At 70.7% G+C, this 23345-nt stretch carries 21 protein-coding genes; 8 read left to right on the top strand and 13 right to left on the bottom strand.

The features are described 5' to 3' along the window. The first annotated feature begins 57 nt into the window (after nt 1-57). From EG812_RS03535 to yidC, 4 genes are all read left to right on the top strand, one after another. Nucleotides 58-513: a hypothetical protein gene (locus tag EG812_RS03535; protein ID WP_126710730.1), complete on the top strand. Its 456-nt coding sequence runs from the start codon at nt 58-60 to the stop codon at nt 511-513. A 15-nt stretch (nt 514-528) separates the two neighbouring features. Next, the gene (locus EG812_RS03530) at nt 529-1299 is read left to right on the top strand and encodes a hypothetical protein (protein WP_126710729.1); all 771 of its coding nucleotides are present in this window, start codon (nt 529-531) and stop codon (nt 1297-1299) included. An 86-nt stretch (nt 1300-1385) separates the two neighbouring features. Further along, complete coding sequence (locus EG812_RS03525) at nt 1386-1667, top strand: DUF6412 domain-containing protein (RefSeq protein ID WP_126710728.1); 282 nt, start codon at nt 1386-1388, stop codon at nt 1665-1667. Nucleotides 1668-1821: 154 nt separating this feature from the next. Next, nucleotides 1822-2700 (top strand): membrane protein insertase YidC, encoded by an 879-nt coding sequence (yidC, locus tag EG812_RS03520; RefSeq protein ID WP_126711100.1) that lies wholly within the window; start codon nt 1822-1824, stop codon nt 2698-2700. A 56-nt stretch (nt 2701-2756) separates the two neighbouring features. On the opposite strand, the gene EG812_RS03515 is transcribed toward yidC, so the two are convergent. The 4 genes from EG812_RS03515 to EG812_RS03500 are packed head-to-tail and all read right to left on the bottom strand — an operon-like array spanning nt 2757 to nt 8293. Next, nucleotides 2757-5090 carry a beta-xylosidase/alpha-l-arabinosidase gene (locus EG812_RS03515; protein ID WP_126710727.1) on the bottom strand — a complete coding sequence of 778 codons (2334 nt, stop codon included), beginning with the start codon at nt 5088-5090 and terminating at the stop codon, nt 2757-2759. 38 nt (nt 5091-5128) lie between these two features. Next, nucleotides 5129-5989 carry a carbohydrate ABC transporter permease gene (locus tag EG812_RS03510; protein ID WP_013734539.1) on the bottom strand — a complete coding sequence of 287 codons (861 nt, stop codon included), beginning with the start codon at nt 5987-5989 and terminating at the stop codon, nt 5129-5131. Nucleotide 5990: 1 nt separating this feature from the next. Continuing rightward, nucleotides 5991-6980, bottom strand: a complete 990-nt coding sequence (locus EG812_RS03505; protein WP_232510823.1) for a carbohydrate ABC transporter permease — start codon at nt 6978-6980, stop codon at nt 5991-5993. A gap of 5 nt (nt 6981-6985) precedes the next feature. Continuing rightward, entirely contained in the window at nt 6986-8293 is a 1308-nt protein-coding gene (locus EG812_RS03500; RefSeq protein ID WP_013734541.1) for an ABC transporter substrate-binding protein, read from the bottom strand. Between the two features lie 139 nt (nt 8294-8432). Between EG812_RS03500 and EG812_RS03495 the strand changes: the two genes are divergently transcribed. Next, nucleotides 8433-9440 (top strand): LacI family DNA-binding transcriptional regulator, encoded by a 1008-nt coding sequence (locus tag EG812_RS03495; protein ID WP_043721301.1) that lies wholly within the window; start codon nt 8433-8435, stop codon nt 9438-9440. A 169-nt stretch (nt 9441-9609) separates the two neighbouring features. Continuing rightward, nucleotides 9610-10638: a hypothetical protein gene (locus EG812_RS03490; RefSeq protein ID WP_043721303.1), complete on the top strand. Its 1029-nt coding sequence runs from the start codon at nt 9610-9612 to the stop codon at nt 10636-10638. A 38-nt stretch (nt 10639-10676) separates the two neighbouring features. Here EG812_RS03490 and EG812_RS03485 read toward each other — a convergent pair whose 3' ends face one another. The 3 genes from EG812_RS03485 to EG812_RS03475 are packed head-to-tail and all read right to left on the bottom strand — an operon-like array spanning nt 10677 to nt 13043. Then, nucleotides 10677-11135: a hypothetical protein gene (locus tag EG812_RS03485; protein ID WP_013734544.1), complete on the bottom strand. Its 459-nt coding sequence runs from the start codon at nt 11133-11135 to the stop codon at nt 10677-10679. After that, nucleotides 11110-11733, bottom strand: coding sequence for an RNA polymerase sigma factor (locus EG812_RS03480; protein ID WP_013734545.1), 624 nt, complete (start codon nt 11731-11733; stop codon nt 11110-11112). The genes EG812_RS03485 and EG812_RS03480 overlap by 26 nt, the downstream gene beginning before the upstream one ends. Next, nucleotides 11730-13043 carry a S8/S53 family peptidase gene (locus EG812_RS03475; protein ID WP_126710726.1) on the bottom strand — a complete coding sequence of 438 codons (1314 nt, stop codon included), beginning with the start codon at nt 13041-13043 and terminating at the stop codon, nt 11730-11732. Before EG812_RS03475 ends, EG812_RS03480 begins: the two co-directional genes overlap by 4 nt. A 189-nt stretch (nt 13044-13232) precedes the next feature. Here EG812_RS03475 and EG812_RS03470 point away from each other — a divergent pair, with 189 nt between their 5' ends. Beyond that, the gene (locus tag EG812_RS03470; RefSeq protein WP_126710725.1) at nt 13233-15842 is read left to right on the top strand and encodes a CHAT domain-containing protein; all 2610 of its coding nucleotides are present in this window, start codon (nt 13233-13235) and stop codon (nt 15840-15842) included. A gap of 53 nt (nt 15843-15895) precedes the next feature. Here the strand turns inward: EG812_RS03470 and EG812_RS03465 are convergent, their stop codons facing one another. The 6 genes from EG812_RS03465 to EG812_RS03440 are packed head-to-tail and all read right to left on the bottom strand — an operon-like array spanning nt 15896 to nt 21782. Beyond that, entirely contained in the window at nt 15896-16798 is a 903-nt protein-coding gene (locus EG812_RS03465; RefSeq protein ID WP_126710724.1) for a DUF6807 domain-containing protein, read from the bottom strand. Next, a complete protein-coding gene (locus tag EG812_RS03460; protein WP_126710723.1) occupies nt 16795-17412 on the bottom strand; it encodes a hypothetical protein in 618 nt (205 codons plus the stop codon). The genes EG812_RS03465 and EG812_RS03460 overlap by 4 nt, the downstream gene beginning before the upstream one ends. After that, complete coding sequence (locus EG812_RS03455; protein WP_126710722.1) at nt 17396-18280, bottom strand: carbohydrate ABC transporter permease; 885 nt, start codon at nt 18278-18280, stop codon at nt 17396-17398. Before EG812_RS03455 ends, EG812_RS03460 begins: the two co-directional genes overlap by 17 nt. Continuing rightward, on the bottom strand, nt 18280-19263 hold the full coding sequence (locus tag EG812_RS03450; protein WP_126710721.1) for a carbohydrate ABC transporter permease: 984 nt from the start codon (nt 19261-19263) through the stop codon (nt 18280-18282). The genes EG812_RS03455 and EG812_RS03450 overlap by 1 nt, the downstream gene beginning before the upstream one ends. A 31-nt stretch (nt 19264-19294) precedes the next feature. Then, on the bottom strand, nt 19295-20632 hold the full coding sequence (locus EG812_RS03445) for an ABC transporter substrate-binding protein (RefSeq protein WP_126710720.1): 1338 nt from the start codon (nt 20630-20632) through the stop codon (nt 19295-19297). A 19-nt stretch (nt 20633-20651) separates the two neighbouring features. Then, the gene (locus tag EG812_RS03440) at nt 20652-21782 is read right to left on the bottom strand and encodes a LacI family DNA-binding transcriptional regulator (protein ID WP_126710719.1); all 1131 of its coding nucleotides are present in this window, start codon (nt 21780-21782) and stop codon (nt 20652-20654) included. A 233-nt stretch (nt 21783-22015) separates the two neighbouring features. Between EG812_RS03440 and EG812_RS03435 the strand changes: the two genes are divergently transcribed. Next, on the top strand, nt 22016-23344 hold the full coding sequence (locus tag EG812_RS03435) for a Gfo/Idh/MocA family protein (protein ID WP_126710718.1): 1329 nt from the start codon (nt 22016-22018) through the stop codon (nt 23342-23344). The last annotated feature ends 1 nt before the right edge of the window (nt 23345 follow it).

Here is a 23345-nt window from a genome sequence, read left to right as displayed (position 1 = left end):
CCACCCCTACCCCGCTGGCCTTGGTTGATCAAGACGTTTGCGAGAGGAGGGGTGGGGATGGGTGGGAGACAGAAGGTGCTGGTGGTGGGGCTGGGCGTGTTGCTTGTGGTGTTGTTCGTGGTGGCGGTGGGTGGGGGTCGGGGTGAGCGGGGGGACCCGGCGGGGCGGCACTCGCTCGTGGAGTGGCTCGGGCGGGGCGGTGGTGGGCAGGGCGCGGTCGATCCGGCGACGGTCGAGGCGGAATGCGTCGAGGCGCCGGGGCGACTGGCGGTGGTCGGTGACTGTGAGCTGCGGGTCGCCGACCCGGGCCGACTGCGGACGCTGATCCTGCGCAGCCCGGGAGGGTTCACCGTCGAGGCGCCGGCACCCGGTGACGCCGACGTCACCGTGACCGACACGGTCACCCCGGAGCAGGACGGCACGGAGGCGGTGGCCCGGATCGCCGTGGACCGTCCGGCCACGGTGACGCTGCGCTGCCCCACCGGCTGCCTGGTCACGATCAGCACGCAGTGAGAGCGAGGGGACCTGATGGGCGCGTTACGCAGGCCGTTCCTGCTGCTGGCCATGCTGGCCCTGGTGCTGGCGGTCGGCGTCGAGGTCGGTGCCGGGCTGCTGTTGGGCGGCTCGGACGCCGGGGCGGCGCTGGCCGGCAGCGCCGCCGACCTGGGTGTCGAGGTGTCCGACGTGAGCGGGGTCAGCGAGCCGTCCGGGCGGGGCACCGGCTACCTGGCGCTCGTCGACGCGGCGGCGCTGTGGACCACCGGGCTGTTCTGCCTGGGACTGGTGCTCCCCGAACGGATCCACGGGCGGGTTCAGGGAGTCGCCACCCTGATCTTCTCGATCGTCCTGATCATCGTGGCGATCCTGGCCCTGGTGATCGCCTTCGTCGAACTGTCGATCATGGTTTCCCTCTTCCTGGCCCCGCCGTTCGGCACGCTCGCCTATCTGGCGCTGTGGGGCTTCTTCCCGGTCGGGGACTCGGCCGTCCTGCTCGGCCTGGTGCTGCTGCTCAAGCTGGCCTGGGCCGGCCTGCTGCTGCTCGCCCAGCCGAAGTTCATCCAGAACAAGGGCCTGGTGCTGCTGATCGGGACCAGCCTGCTCTGCACGGTGGTGCTGGAGTTCCTGCACCACCTGGTGCCGGTGATCCTGGTGAGCATCCTCGACGACCTCGGTGCGATCGTCTTCGCCGTGATCGCGATCATCTGGGCCCTGGTGCTGCTGATCGGCGCGATCCCGGCGATCGTCAAGGCGATCCACGCCACCGCGGCCCTGCGCGCCGAACCCGATCCGCACCGCTAGCGCGTGTCTCAACGATCCCGCCCTCGGGGACACCCGGCCGGCACTCGGGGACCCTGCTGGTCGCGCCTGGCGGCTATGGTTGTCCTGTGATCGGGCTCGGCATGCTCTGGTACCTCGTCGGCATTCTCGCCGACGCGGGTGCCACCGGCCTGGTCACCGGCACCGCCGCGGCAACCGGCGTACTGCTGACGGTGGTGCTCTCCGCGGCGAACCTGCTCCGCCGGGTGGTCACCCCGGCCGAGCTGCGGGTCACCCGCCGGATGATGCGCGAACGCACCCGCCGCACCGGCGTACCCCGGCACCGTGATCCGGACGCGGCCGGCCGTGCCCGTCCCAGGGCCCCGACGGCGACCCTCGCGGTCGCCTGAGCCTTCTCTGCCGCTCGACGGCGACCGCACCTGACTGGTTCCTGCCCGTTGTCAGTCGTCGGTCGTTCTTCGAGAGGTGCACCATGTCCAATTCGCCCACCCGCCACGCACAGCACACCGGAGGCTGCCGGTGAGTACGCTGTTCAGCCCGCTGATGGCGGTGATCTACGCGGGCATCTCCGCGATCCTGCTGTTCTGGCACGGCGCCTGGCAGTTGGTCTTCGACGACGCACCGCTGCTCGGCACCAACTGGTCGTGGGTGCTCGGCATCGTCTTCCTGGTGCTCACCGTCCGGACCGTACTCTTTCCGGTCTTCGTCAAGCAGATCAAGGCGCAGCGGGCGATGCAGGCGTTGCAGCCGCAGATCAAGGCGCTGCAGGAGAAGCACAAGGACGATCGGGAAACGCTACAGAAGGAGCTTGTCGAGCTGTACCGGGCGGGGCAGGCCAATCCGCTGATGGGGTGTCTGCCCATGCTGGTGCAGATTCCCGTCTTCCTCGGTCTGTTCCACGTGCTGCGGCACCTCAAGCCGTCGATGCCGGAGCACATGAAGACGCTGTACGGCTGGACGGTCACCCAGTTCGACAGCGCGTCGACGGCGACCCTGTTCGGCGCTCCCATCGCCGCCAACTTCCGCTCCGGCACGCAGGAGCTGGCGCTGCTCGGCGCGGACGGAGTCACGGTCCGGGTGGTCGCCGCCATCCTGATCGTGATCATGATTGCGACCACCTACCTGAGCAGCCGACAGATGATCCTGCGGACCGGCTGGGCCGAGGATCCGCAGCAGAAGATGGTGCAGCGGTTGATGCTCTACGGCATTCCGCTGTCGCTGCTGGTCTCCGGTCTGATCTTCCCGATCGGCGTGATCATCTACTGGGTCACCACGAACCTGTTCTCCCTCGGGCAGCAGACCTGGGTGCTCCGTAAGTACCCGCCGCCGCCCGTCAACGGCGTCGCCGCCCCGACGGCAGCCACCGACGCCGTCGCGTCACCAGCGCCGAAGGTGGGGGCCAAGCCGAAGAAGCGGCGCTGACCAGCCGGACCCTGGTGCGTGGCCTGGGAGGGAACGCACCAGGGTCCGGGCGGTGGTCAGCGCAGCTGCGAGGTGGTCCAGCGGGCCGAGGAGGTGGTCACCGGGGCCAGGTCACCGACCAGGACGGTACGGGCCTGGGCGGCGCGGTGGGCGCTGGTGCCGACCCAGATGTCGACGTCGCCGGGTTCCACCACCCGGGTGAGCGTGCGGTCGGAGAAGGCCAGTCGGGTGGTGGGCACGGACAGCTCGACCGTGACCGACTCCCCCGGCTCCAGGTGGATCCGGCGGTACCCGAGCAGCTGCGCCACCGGCCGGGTCACCGAGGCCACCAGGTCGTGGCCGTAGAGCTGGACCACGTCCTCACCGGCGACCGCGCCGGTGTTGGTGACCCGGACGCTGGCGTGCAGCGTGCCGGTGGTGGGCACGGTGTCGGACACGGTCAGGTCGGCGTACGCGAAGGTGGTGTACGACAGGCCGTGGCCGAACGGCGCCACGGGTGCCGCCGACAGGCTCGTCACCTCGTTGCCCTCCCCCAGCGTGGGGTGCAGGTACGAGTACGGCTGCGCCCCCGCCGAGCTGGGCAGGGTGATCGGCAGCCGGCCCGACGGGTTGACCCGCCCGGAGAGCACGCCCGCGATCGCCCCGGCGCCCTCCTCGCCCGGGAAGAACGCCTGCACCACTGCCGCGCAGCGGTCCAGTGCCCAACCCACCCCGTACGGCCGCCCGCTGAGCAGCACCAGGACGACCGGGGTACCGGTGTCCAGCACGGCCTCGACGAGTTGACGCTGCACGCCCGGCAACTCCAGGTCGTCCCGGTCGCAGCCCTCGCCGACGGTGCCGCGCCCGAACAGGCCGGCGTGGTCACCGACGACCAGCACGGCGACGTCCGCTTCGGACGCCACGGCGACGGCCTCGGCGAAGCCGGACCGGTCCTCGCTGTCCACGGCACAGCCCGCCGCCGAGGTGATCTGCTCGGCACCGAACTCGACCCGCAGCGCGTCGAGCACCGTGGGCACCTCGATGCCGGTCTCCACACCGGGATGCTGGGCGAGCACGTGGTTGAGGAAGGAGTAGCACCCGAACAGCGCCGCCTCGCGGTCGGCGTTCGGGCCGATGACCGCCACCCGACGCCCCGCCGGCAGCGGCAGCACCCCCTGGTTGGCGACCAGGACGATCGACTTCTCGGCCAGCCGACGGGCGATCGCCCGGTGCTCGGGCGAGTCGAGGTCGATCTGTTGCGCCGGCTCGTCGTCGAAGGTGGCGTCGAGCAGACCCAGTTCGAGCTTCTGGCGCAGCACCCGCAGCACCGACCGGTCGATCAGGGCCTCGTCGATCCGGCCGGTACGCACCGACTCGATCAGGGTCAGGTAGGCGTCGCCGGTCGGCAGTTCGATGTCGACACCGGCGGTGAGCGCCTGCACGGCCGCCTCGGCGTGGTCTTCCGCGACGTGGTGCAGCAGGTTCAGGAACGCCACGCCGTAGTAGTCGGCCACCACGGTGCCGTCGAAGCCCCACCGGTCGCGCAGCAACTCGGTCAGCAGGGTCGGATCGGCGGCGACCGGCACGCCGTCGATCTCGGCGTACGAGTGCATGACCGAGCGTACGTTGCCGTCGAGGACCGCCATCTCGAACGGCGGGAGCAGCACGTCGGCGATCTCGCGGGGACCGGCGTGCACCGGGGCGAAGTTGCGCCCGGCCCGGGAGGCGGAGTAGCCGACGAAGTGCTTCAGCGTCGCGTGCACCCCCTCGGACTGCAGGCCGCGCACGTACGACGTGCCGAGGGTGCCGACCAGGTACGGGTCCTCGGCGATGCACTCGTCGACCCGACCCCAGCGCGGGTCCCGAATGACGTCCAGCACCGGGGCGAGCCCCTGGTGGATGCCGAGGGTACGCATCACCGTCCCGATCGCCGCGCCCATCTCGGTGACGAGATCCGGATCGAACGCGGCGCCCCAGGCCAGCGGAGTGGGGAAGGTGGCCGCCTTCCAGGCCGACAACCCGGTCAGGCACTCCTCGTGCACGATCGCCGGGATGCCGAGCCGGGTGCCGGTGACCAGTTCCGACTGGAACTTCCACAGCCAGGAGGCGCGGGCGGCGGGGTCGACCGGACGGGTGCCGTACGGTCGGGTGAGGTGACCCAGACCGTGCCGGGAGAAGGTCTCCAGCCGGCCGACGTCGCCGAACTCGCCCTGCAGCGGGGCGACCGCCTCGCCGTCCTCCTTCTCCCAGAACCCGACGAGCTGCGCGATCTTCTCCTCGATCGTCATCCGACCGAGCAGCTCACGTACGCGCGACTCGCCGTCTGGCCCGTCCCGCCCGTCCGGCCGGTCGTGGCGCGGACCTGGTTGAGCCGGCGCCGACGCGCCCACCACTTGACGGACCTCAGTCATGCTGTGCCTTCCATTTCTGGAGCTTGTGCGGCTGCCGCTCAGCCCTTGACCGCACCTTGCAGGCCTCCGACGATCTGCTTTTCGGCGAAGGTGAAGAACAGTAGGGCTGGCAGCATCGCCAGCGACGTGAAGGCGAGGATGCCGGCCGTGTCGGAGCTGTACTGACTGGAGAACTGCTGCACGCCCAGCGGCAGGGTGTGCAGGCTGGCGTCACCGAGCACGAGCAATGGCAGGAGGAAGGCGTTCCAGCTGGTGACGAAGGCGAGGATGCCGACGGTGACCAGCGCCGGCCGCGACAGCGGCAGCATGATGCGCCAGAGGAACCCGAGCCGGCCGGTGCCGTCGATCGCCGCCGCGTCCTCCAGTTCACGGGGGATGGCCGACAGGAACGGTCGCAGGATGACGATCGTCAGCGGCAGCGAGAACGCGACCTGCGGCAGGATCACCGCATAGTACGAGTTGATCAGGCCGAGGTCACGCAGCATGAGGTAGAGCGGCAGGATCGCCGCCCCGGCCGGGAACAGCAGTCCGAGGGTGAAGAAGGTGTAGAGCACCTCACGCCCGCGGAAGGTGTACCGGGCCAGCACGAACGCGGCGGAGACCCCGAGGGCCACCACCCCGAGCGTGGTGCCCAGGGAGACCACGGCGCTGTTGAACGCCTGCCGCCAGAAGTTGCCCTGGGTCAGCACCCGGATGTAGTTGTCGAAGACCCACGGGTCGGGCATGCCCGCCGGGTTCGCAACGATCTGCGGGGTGGTGCGGAAACCACCGATCACCACGTAGATCACCGGCGTGATCGACACCGCCGCGACGGCGAGCGCCAAGGCGTAGGTCAGGGGGTTGCCCCAGGACACCGGGCGGCGCTTGGCGGGCGACAGAACGGGGTTCGCGGTCGTCACGTCACTTTGCCTTTCTGGTGATGGCGCCCTCGATGTCGCGGCGGAGCAGGAAGCGTTGGAACAACACCGCCGCCACGAACGAGATGACGAACAGGATCACCGCGATCGCGTTGCCGTAGCCCCAGAGTCGGGCGAAGAAGCCGTTGTCCACCATGTAGGTGGCCATGGTGGCGGACGCGCCGAGCGACCGTACCGCCGGCACCGAGGTCACCCAGATCACGTCGAAGACCTGCAACGAGCCGATCATGGACAGGAACATCCAGATCCGGATGGTCGGGCCCAGCAGCGGCAGGGTGACGTGGCGTTGGATCTGCCACCAGCTCGCCCCGTCGATCTGGGCGGCCTCGCTCAACTCCTGCGGCACGTTGGAGAGCCCGGCCAGCAGCAGGATGATGGCGAACCCGACGTACTTCCAGGTGAGGACGAACAGCAGCGTCCAGATGACGAAGTCGAGGTCGGCGAGCCACGCCTGCACCAGACCGCCCAACCCGATCGAGCGCAGCAGCGCGTCGAACGTGCCGTTCTCGGTCAGGATCAGCTTCCACATGATGCCGACGGTGACCTCGGCCAGCACGTACGGCACGAACGCCAGCAGGCGGAACACCGTACGGCCGCGGAAGTGGCGGTTGAGCAGCAGGGCGACGCCCAGCGCGATGGGGCCCTGGATCAGCAGCGATCCGAACACGATGAACGCGTTGTTGCGCAACGCGTCCAGGAAGATCGGGTCCTGGAAGGCCATGACGTAGTTGTCGAAGCCGATGTAATCGGTGGGCGGTCCGACTCCACGCCAGCGGAACAGGCTGTAGTAGAAGGCGAAGCCGATCGGCACCAGGACGAACATCACGTACACGATGATCGCCGGGGTGGTGAGCCCGATGATCTCGTACCACTTGCGTCGCGTCTCGCGGGCCCGGCCGGATTTCCGATCGGCGGGCCGGAGCCCCGCCGGCGGCGCGGACACGCCGCCGGCGGGGTTCAGGGTCTGGTTCACGGAGCTCACTTGCGAGCGGCCGACTTCATCGCGTCGACGACCTGCTGCGGCGTCCCGTTGCCCGCGAAGATGGCGACGATTCCGTCGTTCATCGCGTTGCCGACGGTGCTGCCGAAGGCGGTGTCCAGCCAGAGCTGAACGTAGGTCGCGCTCGTGGTGGCCTCCAGGATGGAGCGCAGCGCCGGGTCCTTGACACCGTCCTCGGCACCCTTGGCGGCAGGCAGGCCCTGGCCGGTCTCGGCGTAGCCCTTCTGCACCTCGGGGCTGACGAGGTACTTGAGGAACTCGACGCACTCCGCCGGGGCGTTCTTGGCGCAGGCGAAACCGTCGCCGCCACCGAGGGCCGCCTTCGGGTCACCGGGCGAGCCGCTGATCGCCGGCACCGGGAACCAGCCGATGAACTTGTTCAGCGCCTCCTGGTCCTCGGCGACGTTGTCCAGGGTGCCCTTGTTCCAGTCGCCCATCAGCTCCATGGCGGCCTTGCCGTTGGCGAGCAGGCCGTTGGCGCTGGTCGGGTCGTTCTGACCCGGGGTGGCGATGAAGTTGTTCTGGAACGGCTTGGTGTCGATGAAGGCCTTCAGGTCCTCGCCGGCCTTGAGGAAGCACGGGTCCTCGAAGTCGAGGTCCTTGGCGGCCTTCTTCAGGGTGTCGACGGAGCAGGCCCGCAGCGCGAAGTTGTACCACCAGTGGGCGGCCGGCCACTTGTCACCGGCGCCGACCGCGATCGGCACGACGTTTATCGCCTTGAGCTTGGTGACGGCCTCGTTGAGCTCGTCGAACGTGGTCGGCGGGGCCGTGATGCCGGCCTTCGCGAACATGTCCTTGTTGTACCAGATGCCCTCGATACCCATCCGGAACGGCAGTCCGTACTGCTTGCCGTCGACGGCCCAGATCTCGGCGGCGCCGCCGATGTTGGCGACCTCGTCCTTCACCTGCTCGGTGATGTCCTTGAGGTAGCCGGCCTCGACCTGCTCGCGGATCTCACCGCCACCCCAGGCCTGGAAGATGTCCGGCGGGTCGTTGCTCAGCAGCGCGGCGGGCAGCCGGGTGCGCTGGAGCTGGTTGGTCTCGATTCCCTCGATCTCGATGGTGACCGTGGGGTGGAGCGCGTTGAAGTCCTTGGCAACCTTCTGCCAGTACTCCTTACCGGGACCGTCCTCGCTGGCGTTGTGCCACCAGGTCAGGGTCACCGGGTTCTTGTACAGCTCGCTCTCGGCGGGCTCTTCGGACTCGCCGCCGCTGCATCCGGTGGCAAGTAGTGCGGTGGTGATGGACAGCGCTAGGACGGTTCGTACGCGGCGCTTTATAGCCATCTGTATCTCCTCGACTAGTCAGTCGCGGTGCTCGGCCTGCGGGGGAGTTTTACAGCCGTGTAACCGAGTGTCAATCGGTGTCGATAACGTTTTCGATACGCCGCTCATCGAGCCCCGTCCGCCCTCTATCATCGTCGGCGTGGCGTTCCCGCAGCGTGTCAACATGTCGGACGTGGCCCGCGCGGCCGGCGTCTCCGTGGCAACCGTATCCAAGGTGGTTAATGGCAGGTACGGCGTGGCGCAGGCCACCGTCCAGCGGGTTCAGCAGGTCATCCACCAGCTCGGCTACGAGGCCAGCCTGGGCGCGCAGAGCTTACGCAGTCACCGCACCAACGTCCTGGGCATCCTCGTGGCCGAGTTCGAGCCCTTCTCCACCGAGTTGCTCAAGGGCGCCTCGGCGGGGGTCACCGGCACCGGCTACCAGTTGCTCGCCTACTCCAGCGGCGACGTGGCCGGTACGGCCGTCGGCTGGGAACGGCGCTCGCTGGCCCGGTTGTCCGGAACGCTCATCGACGGTGCCGTCATCGTCACGCCGACGGTGGTGGAGACCAAACAGGGCTTCCACGTCGTCGCCGTCGACCCGCACACCGGCCCCTCGGGGCTGCCCACCGTCGACTCCGACAACTTCGCCGGCGCCGTGCTGGCGACCAACTACCTGCTCTCGCTCGGTCACCGCCGGATCGGGCACATCAGTGGACGCGCCGACCTGGAGTCGTCGCGGCTGCGTGAGGCGGGCTTCCGGCAGGCCATGGCCGACGCGGGGGTGACCGTGGACGAGCGGCTGGTGCGCGTCGGCGGGTTCCGCATCGAGAGCGCCGCCGGCACGGCCGCGGAACTGCTCGCGCTCCCCGACCGGCCGACCGCGGTCTTCGCCGGTAACGACCTGTCCGCGATCTCCACGATCGACGTCGCCCGGAACATGGGCCTGTCGGTGCCCGACGACCTGTCCGTGATCGGCTTCGACAACGTGCCGGAGTCGGCGCTGGTCAACCCGCCGCTGACCACGATCATGCAACCGATACAACGGATGGGCGCCGAGGCGTTGCGCCTGCTCGTCGATCTGATCGCGGGGGTGGAACGCGACATCCACATCCGGCTTCCCACCGAGCTGGTCGTCCGCGCCTCCTGCCGCGCCGTACCGGACTGACCGTCGGTCACCCGCAGAAGGAGTTTGCCGCTCTTCGCGCCATCTGACAGCACGACGACACCACGACGGTATTTTCCGGCTCGCCACCGGCTCCGGAAAGGCGTAACCGCGCCGACACGGTACGGAAACGCCGGGTCGGCCAGTCCCCGTCGATGGGAGAAACGCTGTCATGAGCAGTGTAGGAAGACGTGTCCGCAGGGTGGTCCTGGGCGTCGTCGCGGGCGCCGCGCTGGCCGGGCTGCTGTCGGTCACCGCAGCCGTCGCCGCGCCCCTCGCGGCCGCCGACCGGGCCGCACCGACCGCCCGCACCGACGTCTACATCAAGGATGTCGACGGCGATGTCGGGCTCCAGCCGCACCCGCTGAACCCGCTGTGGGCCAGCCCCGACATCAAGGTCTGCCCGACCCCCGTGGAGTGTGCCACCAGCCAGAACCCGATCGTCGGAATCACCAACTACATCTTCGTCAAGCTGCGCAATCCCGGGCCGTACGGCGCGGGCACCAGCGTCGGAACGCTGCACGTCTACCGGACGACCCCCGGTGGCGGCGCGACCTGGCCGGCCCACTGGACGCACATCGGCGCGGCCACCGTCGCCGCGCCCGCGGGCGTCACGACGGTCACCATCCCGTGGACGGGAGTGCCCGGGCCGGGTCACTTCTGCCTGCTCGCGCGCTGGGTGTCCGACACCGACCCGATGGTCGCCGAGGGCCCGGACATCAGCACCAACACCAGGAACAACAACAATATCGCGTGGCGCAACGTCGACTCGGTGCGACTCAGCGCCGGTGAGACGAATCCGGCCGTGCGACCCTTCGCCATCGGCAACTCGCTGCGGGTGCCGTCCGCCAACGACCTGGTCTTCGAGGCGACCCAACCGTTGCAGGGCATCGGCGGGCGGGTCGTCGTCGACCTCGGTCCGGACCTGTTCGAGCGCTGGCGGGCCGGCGGCGCGGTCGGCACCGGCGTACGCGCCGTGGGCCGCACCCAGGTGGAGATCGTCGAGCCCACCCGGGCCAGTCTCGGCAACCTGCGGCTCAACCCCGGCGAGCGGGTGGAGTTCTCGCTGCTGTTCACCGCGACGACCGCGTCGGATCGGGAGATCGCGTTCAACGTGACCCAGTTCGGCCCGGACGCCTCCGGGGCCAAGCGGACCGACCTCGGCGGCGTGCAGTACCTGATCAGCGCTGTCAAGCGGTAGTGCGAGGGGGTTGCGGCCCGGCCGGGCCGCAACCCCCGTCAGCGCAGGCAGACCCAGTCGGTGGCCACAGTGAACCCGCCGGCCTCGGCGAGCAACTGCACCGGACCGGGCGGCGGGACGCCGAGGGAGAACAGGCCCACGGCGTCGACGGAGGTCTCGTCGTAGGTGCCGTCGGCGGTCCGGGCGCTGACCCGGCCGCCCTCGGCCGGGCAGAGTTGGCCGACGACTCCCGCGGCGCTGACCTCGATCTCCAACACGATCGGGCCGCCCCGGAAGGACAGGGTCCGTACGGATGCACCCGACCGGGTCTGCCCCACCGGCTCGTACGCCGAGTCGAAGGTCAGCTCGGCGAGGGTCAGCTCGGCGTCCACCGTCCGCCAGGCGAATGCCGCCCGCGCCGCGGTCAGATATTCCTCGGGCACTCCCCCGGCGTTCCACAGCGCCGCGCCCAACTCCACAGTCAACCGGTCGTCATCGACCGGCGGCCACGGCTCCATCGCGTTCACCCGCCTTCGACGATGCGGACCGATCAGGAACAAGGTACGGCGCGAGGGCCGGACAGTCGCGCAACCTGCGCAGACAACGGGCCTGGGTCGGCCCGATGCTGCCGACCGGTACGCCCAGCCGGTCGGCGATCTGCCGGTAGCTCAGCGGCGGATCGGCCGTCAGCAGCGCGAGCAGTTCCTGACAGCGCGGCGGAAGCTGGGCGAAGCTCTCCCGCAACGCCTGCCGACGCTCCGCGCGCAACAGGTCCTCGTCCGGCGCCGCGACGTTCGCCCAGGTCCCGTGGTGCGCCTCCAGTGCATCGTCGGACGGGTCCACGGGTCGGGTACGCCGACCGAGCCGCGACATCCGGTAACACTCGCGCCGGGTGGTGACGGCCAGCCAGGCGGCCAACGCCTCCGGGTCGCGCAGCCGGCCGAGTTGCTCCACCAGCCGCAGCCAGACGGTCTGGTTGACGTCGGCCGCGTCGGCACCGGTCAGGTCGTGCGAACGGATCACCGAATACACCAGCGGGGTGTACCGGCGTACCAGCTCGACCCAGGCCGACTCGTCCCCGTCCGCGGCGGCGACGACCAGCTCCCTCGTGCTCACGGCACCAGCACTCCGTAGTCGGGGTGCCAGCGGGGTTGCGCGAGCAGCGTCAGCCGGGCCGCGTCGGCGCTCAGCCCGCCGGCGGTCATCAGGGCGGCCAGGCGACCGCTGACGTGTGCGGTGGCGAACGACGTGCCGGCCCAGCTGGCGTAGCGGTGGAACACGCGGGTCGGTCGTCCGGGCAACGGCATGATGCCCGCGACGTAGGTGCTGTCGTGCCGACCGAGGGCGCAGGCGTTGACCCACGGCCCGTACCCGCTGTAGTCGGCCGGTACCAGTCCCGCCGGGCCCAGGCTGAGCGCCGCGACCGCCACCACCCGCTCCAGCGCGGCCGGCCACAGTGGCCGGCGGAGGCCGGCGTTGCCCGCCGCCGCCACCACCGCGGTCGTCGACGGCAGCGCGGCCAGGGCGTTGGCCAGTGGCAGCGAGGGCTGGTCGTCGAGGGTGTAGCCGCCCAGGGACAGGTTGATCACGCTGACCTCGGGCGACAGCCGGCTCAGGGCGGCCACCACCATCGACTCGTCGCCGATGCCGGTCGGGTCCAGGGCCGCTTCGGGATCGACCCGTACACCGGGCGCGGCCTGACGCACCACCCCGGCGACGAAGGTGCCGTGACCGCCCTGCGGGGCGAGCACGTCGGCGTACGTGTAGAGCGGGTCCTCGTCGTCGGGCTCGGGCAGGTAGGCGCCGTCGAGCCAGTGCGGATGCTGCTGGCCGGCGTACCGCCAGATGCCGGTGTCGCAGACCCCGACCGTCACCCCCGCGCCCTCGGCGAGCCGGGTCGGGTCCGGTGGCGGCAGCGCGGCGACCGCCCGGGGCGGCCCGGACGGGTTGCCCATGATGTTGCCCAGGCCGAGCAGCACGTGGTGCGGTTGGACCCGCGGGACCGGTTGGCCGGACCACTGCCGGGGGTCGCGCAGCATCCCCACGATCGCCGGAATGTCGGTCTCCGTGGCGAACAGCAGTAGGGTGACTCCGGCGAATCCATCGCCAATGGTGACCGAATGCCCGCGGCTTCTCAGCCAGGCGGCGACCCGACCGGCATCTGCGGCGGCGGCGAGCAGTTGCCGAGGACGGTAAAGGAATTCGCGTCCGGCGACGATGTGTCGCCGCACATTGCGGTCCGCATCCAGCACCCGGGCGAAGGCGAGTTGGTATGCGGTGTCGTCGGGGTCCTGGTCGGCGCGCGATGCGGCCGCCCTCGACCCGATGCCCAGTGGGGTGGCCGCCGCGGCCAGCGCGGAGGCGGTCAGCAGTCGCCGTCGGGACAGCCGATGGGAATTGCCCGTTCGGGAATAGTCAGGAAGCAAGAGTCCTCCCAGATAGCCCAGGAAACGGCAAGTCACTGGTGGCGGGCAAGTCGAATTCCGCAGGCCTCGCCAATTCTTCCAAGCAATCGGCATATGTCAATGGCCTGTCCGGGTGACCGCAATACGGCCACACCCGTGAGACGATTCCCGGGCATTGACAGTACGCGATAGCTGGTGAAACCTTCTCTCATGCCCGACAGCACCGCTGCCGGTGCCGGCATCGCTGCGCTGGCGCTCGACACCGTCCAGCGCCGCCCACGTGAGGCGATCACGATCGCCCAGCGGGTACTCACCACCAGGCACGTCGACGACGACGCACGCTCCACTGCGGAGCGGGCCATCGGCCTGGCGCTGCGGGAGCTCAACGACCTGACCGGCGCGCTGCACCACCTGCGCCGGGCGGTCCGCGCCGCCGAGTCGGCCCGGACCCGCGCGTTGGCCCGGATGAGCCTCGGTTACGTCCTGGCCACCGCCGGCCGCACCTCGGCGGCCCTGCGCGCGGTGACCGCCGCGCTGCCGGAGCTCACCGGCGCCGACGCCGGGCGGGCCCGCATGCAGCGCGGGGTGGTGCTGCACTACCGGGGCCGGTACGACGAGGCGGTCCGCGACTACGGGCTGGCCATCGACATCGCCCAGCGTGCTGGCGATCTGCTGCTGGAGGCGCGGGCCCGCAACAACCGGGGGCTGCTCAACGCCCACCGGGGCGGCAACGGCGACGTCGACGACCTCACCCGGGCGGCGAGCATCTTCGGTGAACTCGGGCTGGACCTCGCCGCAGCCGACGCCCGCTGGAACGGCGGCATCGCGGCCGGCCGACGCGGTGACATCGCGGGCGCCCTGCGCCGGTTCGCCGCCGTCGGCGAGGAGTACCACCGTCTCGCCGTACCGCGACCGGCGCTGCTGCTGGACCGCTTCGAGTTGCTGCTGTCGGTGCCCCTGGTCGACGAGGCGACCGAGGTCGCCGCCGCAGCGGTCGACGAACTGCGGCGGCGGGGCATGGCCTCCGACCTCGCCGAGGCGCTGCTGGCCCAGGCACGCGCCGCGCTGCTCGCCGGTGACCTGGACACCGCGACCGAGGCCGCCGCCGCGGCACGAACCCGATTTCGCCGGCAGGGTCGCCGCATCTGGGCCGCCTTCGCCCGACACGTCGAGCTGCGTGCCGAGTTCCGTCGCGGGACCCGCACCGCCGCCCTGTTCGCCGCGATGGTGCGGACGGCCGATCAACTCGACGCGACCGGCTGGCCGGATCCCGCGCAGCTCACCCGGATCGACGCCGGTCTGCTGGCGTCGGCGCTGGGTCGCGTCGACCGCGCCGCGGAGTTGTTCGGCACGGTCGCCCGCACGCGGGGTCGGGGGACGGCGCCCCGGCGCGCCCAGGGCTGGTACGCCCAGGCGCTGTGGCATCGGCTGCGCGGCGACGAAGCCGCCGCCGCACGGGCCCTGCGTCGCGGGTTGGCCGTCCTCGACCGGCACCGGACCTCGCTCGGCGCCACCGAACTGCGGGCCAACAGCGGGGCGTACGGGCAGGAGTTGGCGGCCGAGGGACTGGACATCGCCGTCCGGGCCGGCGCACCGGCGCGGGTGCTGGCCTGGGCGGAGCGGTGGCGCGCGACCGCGCTGCGGAACCGGCCGGCGTTGCCACCCGACGACGCCGAACTCGTCACGGCGCTTGCCGAACTCAGGCTGGTCAGTGGCCTGCTGGAGGACGCGGTGCTGACCGGCCGACCGGTACGCGTACTGCGCGGCCGGCAGGCCCGGCTGGAGCATCGCATCCGCGACCTGACCCGGCTGGTGACCGGCGCGACGACCACGCCGGCCCCGCCCCGGGTGGGTGAGCTGGCCGACCGGCTCGGCCCCCGGGTGCTCGTCGAACTGTTCGTGCACGGCGACCGGCTCGGGGCGGTGGTGGTCGCCGACGGACGGGCCAGCCTGCACGATCTCGGTCCGTCGGCCGAGGCGACCCGGCTGGCCCGCTGGCACCGCTTCGGGCTACGTCGGCTGATCGTCACCGGCGACTCGACGGCCGCCCGGACCGGCGCGGCGCACGCCGCGGCGGCGTTGGACCGGCAACTGTTCGACCCGCTGCGGCGGCGGCTGGCCGATCGGCCGCTGGTGATCGTGCCGGTCGGCGCCCTGCACGCGGTCGGCTGGGCGGGGTTGCCCACCTGCGCCGGCCGGGCGGTGACCGTCGCACCGTCGGCGACCGCCTGGCTCGCCGCCGCGCAGCAGCAGACCTGGGCGGGTACGCCGACACTGGCCAGCGGCCCACGACTGCCCGCCGGTGCGGTGGAGGTCAAGCGGCTCGCCGAGGTGCTGCCCACCGCCCGCCTGCTCACCGGGTCGAACGCCACCGCCGAGGCGCTGACCGCCGCCCTGGACGGCGCCCCGATGGTGCACATCGCCGCGCACGGCACGTTCCGCGCCGACAACCCCCAGTTCTCCACCCTGGAGTTGGCCGACGGACCGCTGTTCGCCTACGAGTGGGAACGCATCGCCCGACCGCCCGGCTGCGTGGTGCTCTCCGCCTGCGAATCAGGCCTGTCCGGGGTACGCCCCGGCGACGAGATCATGGGTTTCGCGGCGGTCCTGCTGGCGCTGGGCACCCGATGCCTGATCGCCACCGTGCTGCCGGTGCCGGCGGAACCCACCACCGAACTCATGGTGGACCTGCACCTGCGGATGCACGCCGGTGCCGAACCGGCGCAGGCCCTCGCCGCCGCCCAGCGGGCCTTCGTGGCCACCGGCGATCACACCGCCTCGGCCACCGCGGCCGCGTTCGTCTGCCTCGGCGCCGGCTGACCGCGACGCGCCGTCGAGGTCAGCGGCGGCTCGACCAGCGCGACTGCCACCGCTCAGGGCGTGTGGGCGAGGGCGGCGGCGGTGTCGAGGGTGAGGGTGCCGTCGGCTACCATCACCCGGTAGTGGTTGCGGCGGCTGGTGCCGGCCGGGATGGTCGCGGTCCGCGCGAAGGCGAAGGCGACGCACACCCCGGGATACATGGTGGTCCGGACGAACCACCTGTCACCCGGACCGAGACCGCTGAAGACCAGGGTGTACGCGCCACCCTCCGGTGACCGGCCGGTCATCGCCAGCCACGGATCGGCACAACCGTTGACCGTCTCCTCGCCGGCACGGGTGGCGGTGAACACCTCGGGTGGCTCGCCGGCCACCGCCCGCCAGAAGAACCCGCCGTAGCCGGCCCCACCGGGCCGGCCGTTGGTGGCCGGGCTGCCCAGCACGACGTCCCGGTCGGCGGGAGCGGTGAGCACGCTGTCCACATCGAGTCGCCAGGCCCCGCCTCGCGCGGCTGCCGGACGCGGCGCGCCGTCCCGATCCCGGCCCGCTGCGTCGGCCTGCTCCGGTACCGCTGCCGCGGCCAGGGTGCGTCGCTCGGTGAGCAGGACCGCGCCGGTCGGGTCGCACCAGTGCAGCAGGTGGTCGAGCCGGTCGGTCGAGCGGTGGTTCCATCCGGCGTGGACGATCCGACCGTGGTCGGCACGCCAGGTGTAGCCGAGGTCGCGGACGTAGGTGCGCCCACCCCAGAGGTTGGTGCCGTTGACGTCCTGCACCGCCAGCGAGGCTCCGAGATGCCAGACGTGGTCGGCGGGGAGCGCGTCGGTGACCCGGGTGCCGGCCAGGGTACGCACCGGATGCAGGTAGGGCCGCGGGCCGTGCGTGGCGTCCAGGTCGGGGGCGAGCACGTACCGGGCCACCGGCGTACCGTCGACAAGCAATTCCTGATCGTCGATGGTCATGACAGCTCCGCCCGGGTGAGCGGGCGGCGGCGGGCGACCGCGTGCACGGCGGCCAGCGCGTACCCGGCGAGGATCGGCACCGCGACCGGGGTGACCAGCACCCCGAGCAGCACGGCGACGAGGCTGGTGCCGGCCAGCGCGGCGCAGGTCGCCGGGTGGTCGAGGCAGGCGCGGGCGGCCCGGGAGACCGCCGCGGGCCACCCGGTGCCCCCAGTGCGGCCGACCTCGACCACGATCGCGGCGGCGTACCCGAGCAGGGCCGCCGCCACCACGACGGTGACGGCCAACCCCACGCCGCCGCCCGGCACCCGGCCGGTGGCCAGGGCCGTCAGGTTGGTGGCGAGCAGCCCGACGGCGGCCAGCCCGAGCAGGGTGGCCGGCACGCCGGGCAGCAGTCCCCGACCGAACCGGGAGATGATCTGCCGGGCGGTGGGCCAACTGCCGGTGGCCAGCCAGTCGTGCACGGCGGCGCTGGCGGTGCCGATCGCCGCGCCGGCGGTCAGCACCGGCGCCGAGGCGAGCACGGTCAGGATGCCCACCAGCGCCAGATCGGCCCCATCGCGTACGGTGTCCCGCCAGTCGCGGCCCGGCGGCTGCTCAGCCCTTGATTCCACTTGTGTTGATCCCCTCGACGAGCATCCGTTGGAAGGCGACGAAGAACACGAAGACCGGCAGCAGGGAGAGCACCGCCATGGCGAACATCGGGCCGATGGCGCTCTGGCTTGTCGAGTCGATGAACAGGGTCAACGCCACCGGCACGGTGTAGTCGCTCAACTCGGACAGGAAGACCAGTTGCCGGAAGAACTCGTTCCAGGTCCAGATGAACGAGAAGATCGCCGTGGTGACCAGGGCGGGCCGGCTCAACGGCAGGATGACGTGCCGGAAGATGCCGAACGCGCCCGCGCCGTCGATCCGGGCGGCCTCGTCCAGTTCGCGCGGGATGCCCCGCATGAACTGCACCATCAGGAAGACGAAGAACGCCTCGGTGGCGAGGAACTGCGGGATCAGCAGCGGCAGGTACGGCCAGTCGCCGCCGACCAGGCCCAGGGTGCGGAACAGGATGTACTGCGGCACGATCAGCACGTGCGCCGGCAGCAGCAGGGTGCCGATCATGATGGCGAACCACAGCCGGCGCAGCCGGAACTTCAACCGGGCGAAGGCGTACGCGGCCAGCAGGCAGCTCACCGCGTTGCCGAGGACGGTCAGCAGGCTGACCATCGCGCTGTTGCCGAAGAACCGGCCGAAGCTGACGTCGAAGTTGCTCCACCCGTCGGGGTAGTTGCCCGGGGTGAAGTGCTCGGGCAGCAGACCGATGTTGCTGACGATCTCCTGCTGCGACTTGACCGAGGTGCCGATCATCCAGATCAGCGGGTAGAGCACGACCGCCACGATGGCCAGCAGGATGATCAGCCGCAGCCAGGATCGGCTGCGCGAGCGCTCCGGGCGGGCCGCCACGGGCGGGGCCAGGGTGTTCGCCACCATCAGCGGTCCTCCCCGTCGGAGTAGTGCACCCAGAACCGGCCGGTGCTGAAGAAGACGGCCGTGATGAGCGCGATGGCGATCAGGAAGACCCAGGCCATCGCCGAGGCGTAGCCCATCTCCAGATCGGTGAACCCGGCGATGTACAGGTTCAGCGTGTACATCAGGGTCGAGTCGATCGGCCCGCCGGTGCCGTTGGAGAGCACGAAGGCGGCGGTGAAGCCCTGGAAGCCGTTGATGGTCTCCAGCACCAGATTGAAGAAGATCACCGGGGAGAGCATCGGCAGGGTGACGCTGACGAACTGCCGGAACTTGCCGGCCCCGTCCACCGCGGCGGCCTCGTACAGCTCGGTCGGCACCTGCTTGAGCCCGGCCAGGAAGATCACCATCGGCGCGCCGAACTGCCAGATGGCCAGCACCATCAGGGTCTCCAGAGCCCAGTCGGGGTCGTTGACCCAGGGCTTGCCCTCGATGCCGAACAGGGCGAGGAACGAGTTGAACGCGCCATCGCGGTTGAACATGTTCACCCAGACGATGGCCAGCGCCACGCTGCCGCCGAGCAGCGACGGCAGGTAGAACAGACCACGGAACAACCCGACCCCACGCCAGGCGCGGTTGAGCAGCAGGGCAACCCCGAGCGCCGCAGCCAGCTTCAGCGGTACGGCGATCAGCGCGAAGCGCAGCGTGACCCGGACCGAGTGCCACCACGACGGGTCGGCGGTGAACATCCGTTCGTAGTTGGCCAGCCCGACCCATTCCACCTCGGACCACGGGGTGAGGATGTCGTAGTTGGTGAAGCTGAGGTACAGCGACAACAGCATGGGTATCGCCGTGATGCCCATCAGGCCGATGAGCCAGGGCGACAGGAAGACGTAGCCGGCCAGACCTTCCCCGTGCCGGATCCGTCCGGTCCCGCGCCGGGTGGCGGGGGGTCGGACGGATCCGGTGCCGCGGCGGGTCGGGTCGGGCGCCGTGGTCAGGGCCACGAACTGCTCCTCTCCGGGTGACGCGGTGCGGTCAGGAGGCGATTGCCGCTTTGCAGGCCGCGATGAACTGGGCGGCGGCCTCGGCGGGGGTGGCCCGGCCGTACTGCGCGTTCTCGGCGGCCTTGGTCAGCTCGGCGCGTACCTTGCTGTGGCCCTTGATCGGCACCTGCGGCGCCTCGCCGAAGGTCTCGGCCAGCTTGGTCTCCACCTCGATGGACTGCTTCATCGCCGGGTCGGTGGTGTCGTCGCTGACCACCCGGCGCAGGTCCAGGTTGGACGGCAGACCCCGGTCGGTGCCGAGCAGCTTGACCGCCTCCTGGTCGTTGACCAGGAAGTTGATCACGTCGACCGCGATGTCGGCGTTCTTGCTGCCCCGGAAGACCGACCAGTACATCGAGGCACGGGCCCACTGGGCGCTCGGGTCACCGGGGTACGCGATGACGCCCAGTTCGTCGGCGGTGTTCTTCTTCAGCTCCGGCATCTGGTTGACCCAGACCCAGGAGGTGGCCGACTTGCCGGTGACCACGAGCTGCTTGGTGATGTCGGTGGCGTTGCCCTCGTGGATGACGTCGGGGGTCGGGGTGGCGCCGGCGTCCCGGGCCCCCTTCCACAGCTCGAACCACTTGGTCACGTCCTCGGCGGTGAAGCCCAGGTCACTACCGGAGTAGAGGTCCTTGCCCTGCTGGCGCAGCCACACCCAGAACGCCTTGTAGTCGGCGCTCGGGTCCTGGGTGCCGGGCACGCCGGTCTTCTTGCTGACCTGCTCGGCCCAGGCGATGTGCTCCTCCCAGCTCATCCCGGTGGTCGGCTCGGGCAACCCGTTCTTGGTCAGCAGGGTCTTGTTGTAGACCAGGCCCTGGGTGTTCTCCCCGGCGGCCAGGCCGGCGAGCTTGCCGTCGACCACGCCGTACTGGAGCAGGCTGGGCGGGAACTTGGTGGTGTCCAGGTCACCGGAGTCCTGGTACTTCTTCAGGTCCAGGGTGGCGTTTCGCGCCGCGTACTCGGTGAGGTAGTTGTCGTCGATCTGGAAGATGTCCGGCGGGTTGCCGCCGGCGGTGAGGGTGGCCAGCTTGTCGAAGTAGCCCTGGTTTGCCTGCCAGGTGGTCTCGAAGACGACGTCCGGGTTCTTCTTGGTGTAGAGCTCCAGCGCCTGCGCGGTCAGCTGGTTGCGGGCGTCACCGCCCCACCAGAAGATGGAGATCTTGGTCTTGCCGTCGGACGCGTCGTCGCCGCCGCAGGCCGCGGCAGCCCCGACCAGGGGCAGGGCCACGACCGCGGCGAGCAGGCCGCGCAGCAGTCGGCGACGCAGCAGGGGGGTACGGTAAGTGCGCCCGTCGGGCGCGCTGGTGGGGTGCGTTGCGGGGTGCATGTGCGCTCACTCCTTGGCGTTAGGAGGCGACGACGTCACCGGCGGCCACTTTCGGGCCGCCCGGGTCCGCACGGCGATGCGGGCCCGGGCCTGCGGCAGCGGCACCGGGACGCTCCCGGCCGGCATACGGGCCCGGTCCGGTGGAGTCGCGGATGACCAACTCGGTCTGGAGCATTACCTGTGCGGTGGTGCGACGGACGCCGACTGTGGTCCCGGCACCGCCGGCCCGCCCGGTGCGCGGAAGGTCGGTGTCGTGTTGCAGCAACATGTCGACGGCCGTCCGGCCGGCGGCCGCGGTCGGGGTGGCCACCGTCGTCAGTTTGGGGCGGGTGAGGCGGCTCAGTGAGATGTCGTCGACCCCGACGACACTCACCTCCTGCGGCACCGCGACCCCGAGTGCGTCGAGCCCCTCCAGGAGGCCGATCGCCATCAGGTCGTTGTAGGCGAGCACGGCGCTGACCCCGGCCCGGCGGACCTGCTCCGCCTGGGCCAGTCCACCGTGCTCGGTGGGTGGGTTGGGGCCGAGCACGGTCAGCTCCGCGCCGGCCGTCCGGGCCGCCGCACCGGCCGCGCGGCGGATCTCCCGGCTGGTCCAGGAACCACGCGGCCCTCCGAGCAGGGCGATCTGCCGGTGGCCGAGGCCGGCCAGGTGTTCGATGGCCGAGCGGGCGCCCTGACCGACGTCCATCAGCACGCACGGCAGACCGGCCAGCTGGCGGTTGACCACCACCAGCGGGACCTCCCGGCTGAGCTGCTCGATCAGGCTGTTGCTCATCCGTGGGCTGCACAGCAGCACCCCGTCGACCTGCTTCGCCAGGGCGTGGACCAGTTCTTCCTCGGCGGCGGCGTCCTCATTGGTGTCGGCCACGAAGACGTGGTAGTCGCGGTGCCGGGCCTGGCTCTCCGCCGCCTTGATCAGGGGCGGGAAGAACGGGTTCGCGATGTCCGCGATGATCAGCCCGATGTTGTGCGTACGGCCGGTGATGAGGGCGCGGGCGGCCCGGTTGGGGCGGTAGCCCAGGTCCTCGGCGCAGGCGAGCACGCGTACCCGGGTCTCCGGGTTGACCAGGTGGGGTGCGGAGAAGGTGCGGGAGACGGTGGAGATGTGCACCCCGGAGGCCCGTGCGACGTCCCGGATCGTGACAGGCACTGCGGCCCCCTTCGTGTGTCGGCGGTCACGGGTGCCGCCAATTAATGCAAACGGTTGCGCCAGTGTCAACGGTCGATGGTTACAGCTAGGTTTCGCAGCCGCACTCGCCATGCCTTCCAATACTCATGAATTACCACAAAGGCCGCTGATTGCTGACGCACCGTTGACGCCGAGGGATCGAGCATGATTACTTCGCTGCAAAGGTTTGCAGAGAGATCGAGGAGGATCGGTTCGTGTCTCCGCAATCCGGCAGACGGGCCCGGTACGCCGTGGTCGGCACCGGCGCCCGCGCCGAGATGTTCGTCCGCGCGTTGGTCCACGACCACGCCGACACCGCCGAACTGGTCGCCTTCGCCGACGTCAACCAGGCCCGGATGGACGCCCACAACCGCTGGCTGACCGAGCTCGGCCATCCGCGGGTGCCCACGTACCACGCCGGGGACTTCACCGCGATGCTGGCCAAGGAGCGGGTCGAGGTCGTCCTGGTCACCTCGGTGGACGTCACCCACGACGAGTACGTGGTCGCCGCCGTCGAGGCCGGTTGCGACGTGGTCACCGAGAAGCCGATGACCACCGACGTGCCGCGCTGCCAACGCATCCTCGACGCGGTACGCCGCACCGGCCGGCGGGTCACCGTCGCCTTCAACTACCGCTACAACCCGCTGCACGAGCAGATGCGCCGGCTGCTCGCCGAGGGCGCGGTCGGCGAGATCGGCTCGGTGCACTTCGAGTGGCTGCTCGACGTACGCCACGGCGCCGACTACTTCCGCCGCTGGCACCGCGACAAGGCCAGCTCCGGCGGGCTGATGGTGCACAAGGCCAGCCACCACTTCGACCTGGTCAACTGGTGGCTGAACGCCACACCCGTGCAGGTGTACGCGGCCGGACGGCTGTTCTTCTACGGCGAGAACGGCCGCCGGCACGGCTACGCCCGCGACTACGACCGGGCACACGCCAGCCCCGCCGCCGACGACGACCCGTTCGCGCTGCGCCTGGCCGAGCACCCCCGGCTCCGCGAGCTGTACCTCGACGCCGAGGCATCCGACGGCTACCACCGGGACCGCAACGTCTTCGCCCCCGGGGTGAGCATCGAGGACGACATGGCGGTGCTGGCCACCTACTCCACCGGCGCGACAATGACCTACCACCTCACCGCGTACGCCCCCTGGGAGGGCTACCGGGTGATGGTCAACGGCAGTCGGGGCCGCCTCGAACTGGAGGTCACCGAGAGCGACTACGTCAGCCCGGCCGCGGCCGGCGCGCTCAAGGGTGCCGCGCTGCACGGCGACCAGGCCGCCGCCGAGGGTGGCTCGGCCACGCTGACCCTGCGTCCCTTCTGGTCCCCACCGCAACGCATCGAGGTCGACGGGTACACCCGCCACGGGCACGGTGGCGCGGACGCCCGGATGACCCAGGTCCTCTTCGGCGGCGCGGCCGACCCGCTGCACCGGGCGGCCAGCGCCTCCGACGGCGCACTGGCCCTGCTCACCGGGTTGGCCGCCAACCGGTCCTTCGACACCGGCGCCCCGGTACGCGTCGCCGACCTGCTCACCCTCGACTGAC

The sequence above is a fragment of the Verrucosispora sp. FIM060022 genome, from assembly GCF_003977705.1.
GTDB classification, from domain to species: Bacteria; Actinomycetota; Actinomycetes; order Mycobacteriales; family Micromonosporaceae; genus Micromonospora; species Micromonospora gifhornensis.
This window is presented reverse-complemented; position numbering and strand designations above follow the sequence as displayed.

Excerpts from the sequence above, each read along its gene's own strand:
- EG812_RS03535 (WP_126710730.1), top strand. The coding sequence starts at position 58 with ATGGGTGGGAGACAGAAGGTGCTGGTGGTGGGGCTGGGCGTGTTGCTT.
- EG812_RS03465 (WP_126710724.1), bottom strand. The coding sequence starts at position 16,798 with ATGACCATCGACGATCAGGAATTGCTTGTCGACGGTACGCCGGTGGCC.
- EG812_RS03455 (WP_126710722.1), bottom strand. The coding sequence starts at position 18,280 with ATGGTGGCGAACACCCTGGCCCCGCCCGTGGCGGCCCGCCCGGAGCGC.
- EG812_RS03490 (WP_043721303.1), top strand. The coding sequence starts at position 9,610 with ATGAGCAGTGTAGGAAGACGTGTCCGCAGGGTGGTCCTGGGCGTCGTC.
- EG812_RS03485 (WP_013734544.1), bottom strand. The coding sequence starts at position 11,135 with ATGGAGCCGTGGCCGCCGGTCGATGACGACCGGTTGACTGTGGAGTTG.
- EG812_RS03445 (WP_126710720.1), bottom strand. The coding sequence starts at position 20,632 with ATGCACCCCGCAACGCACCCCACCAGCGCGCCCGACGGGCGCACTTAC.
- EG812_RS03530 (WP_126710729.1), top strand. The coding sequence starts at position 529 with ATGGGCGCGTTACGCAGGCCGTTCCTGCTGCTGGCCATGCTGGCCCTG.
- yidC (WP_126711100.1), top strand. The coding sequence starts at position 1,822 with ATGGCGGTGATCTACGCGGGCATCTCCGCGATCCTGCTGTTCTGGCAC.
- EG812_RS03500 (WP_013734541.1), bottom strand. The coding sequence starts at position 8,293 with ATGGCTATAAAGCGCCGCGTACGAACCGTCCTAGCGCTGTCCATCACC.
- EG812_RS03470 (WP_126710725.1), top strand. The coding sequence starts at position 13,233 with ATGCCCGACAGCACCGCTGCCGGTGCCGGCATCGCTGCGCTGGCGCTC.
- EG812_RS03515 (WP_126710727.1), bottom strand. The coding sequence starts at position 5,090 with ATGACTGAGGTCCGTCAAGTGGTGGGCGCGTCGGCGCCGGCTCAACCA.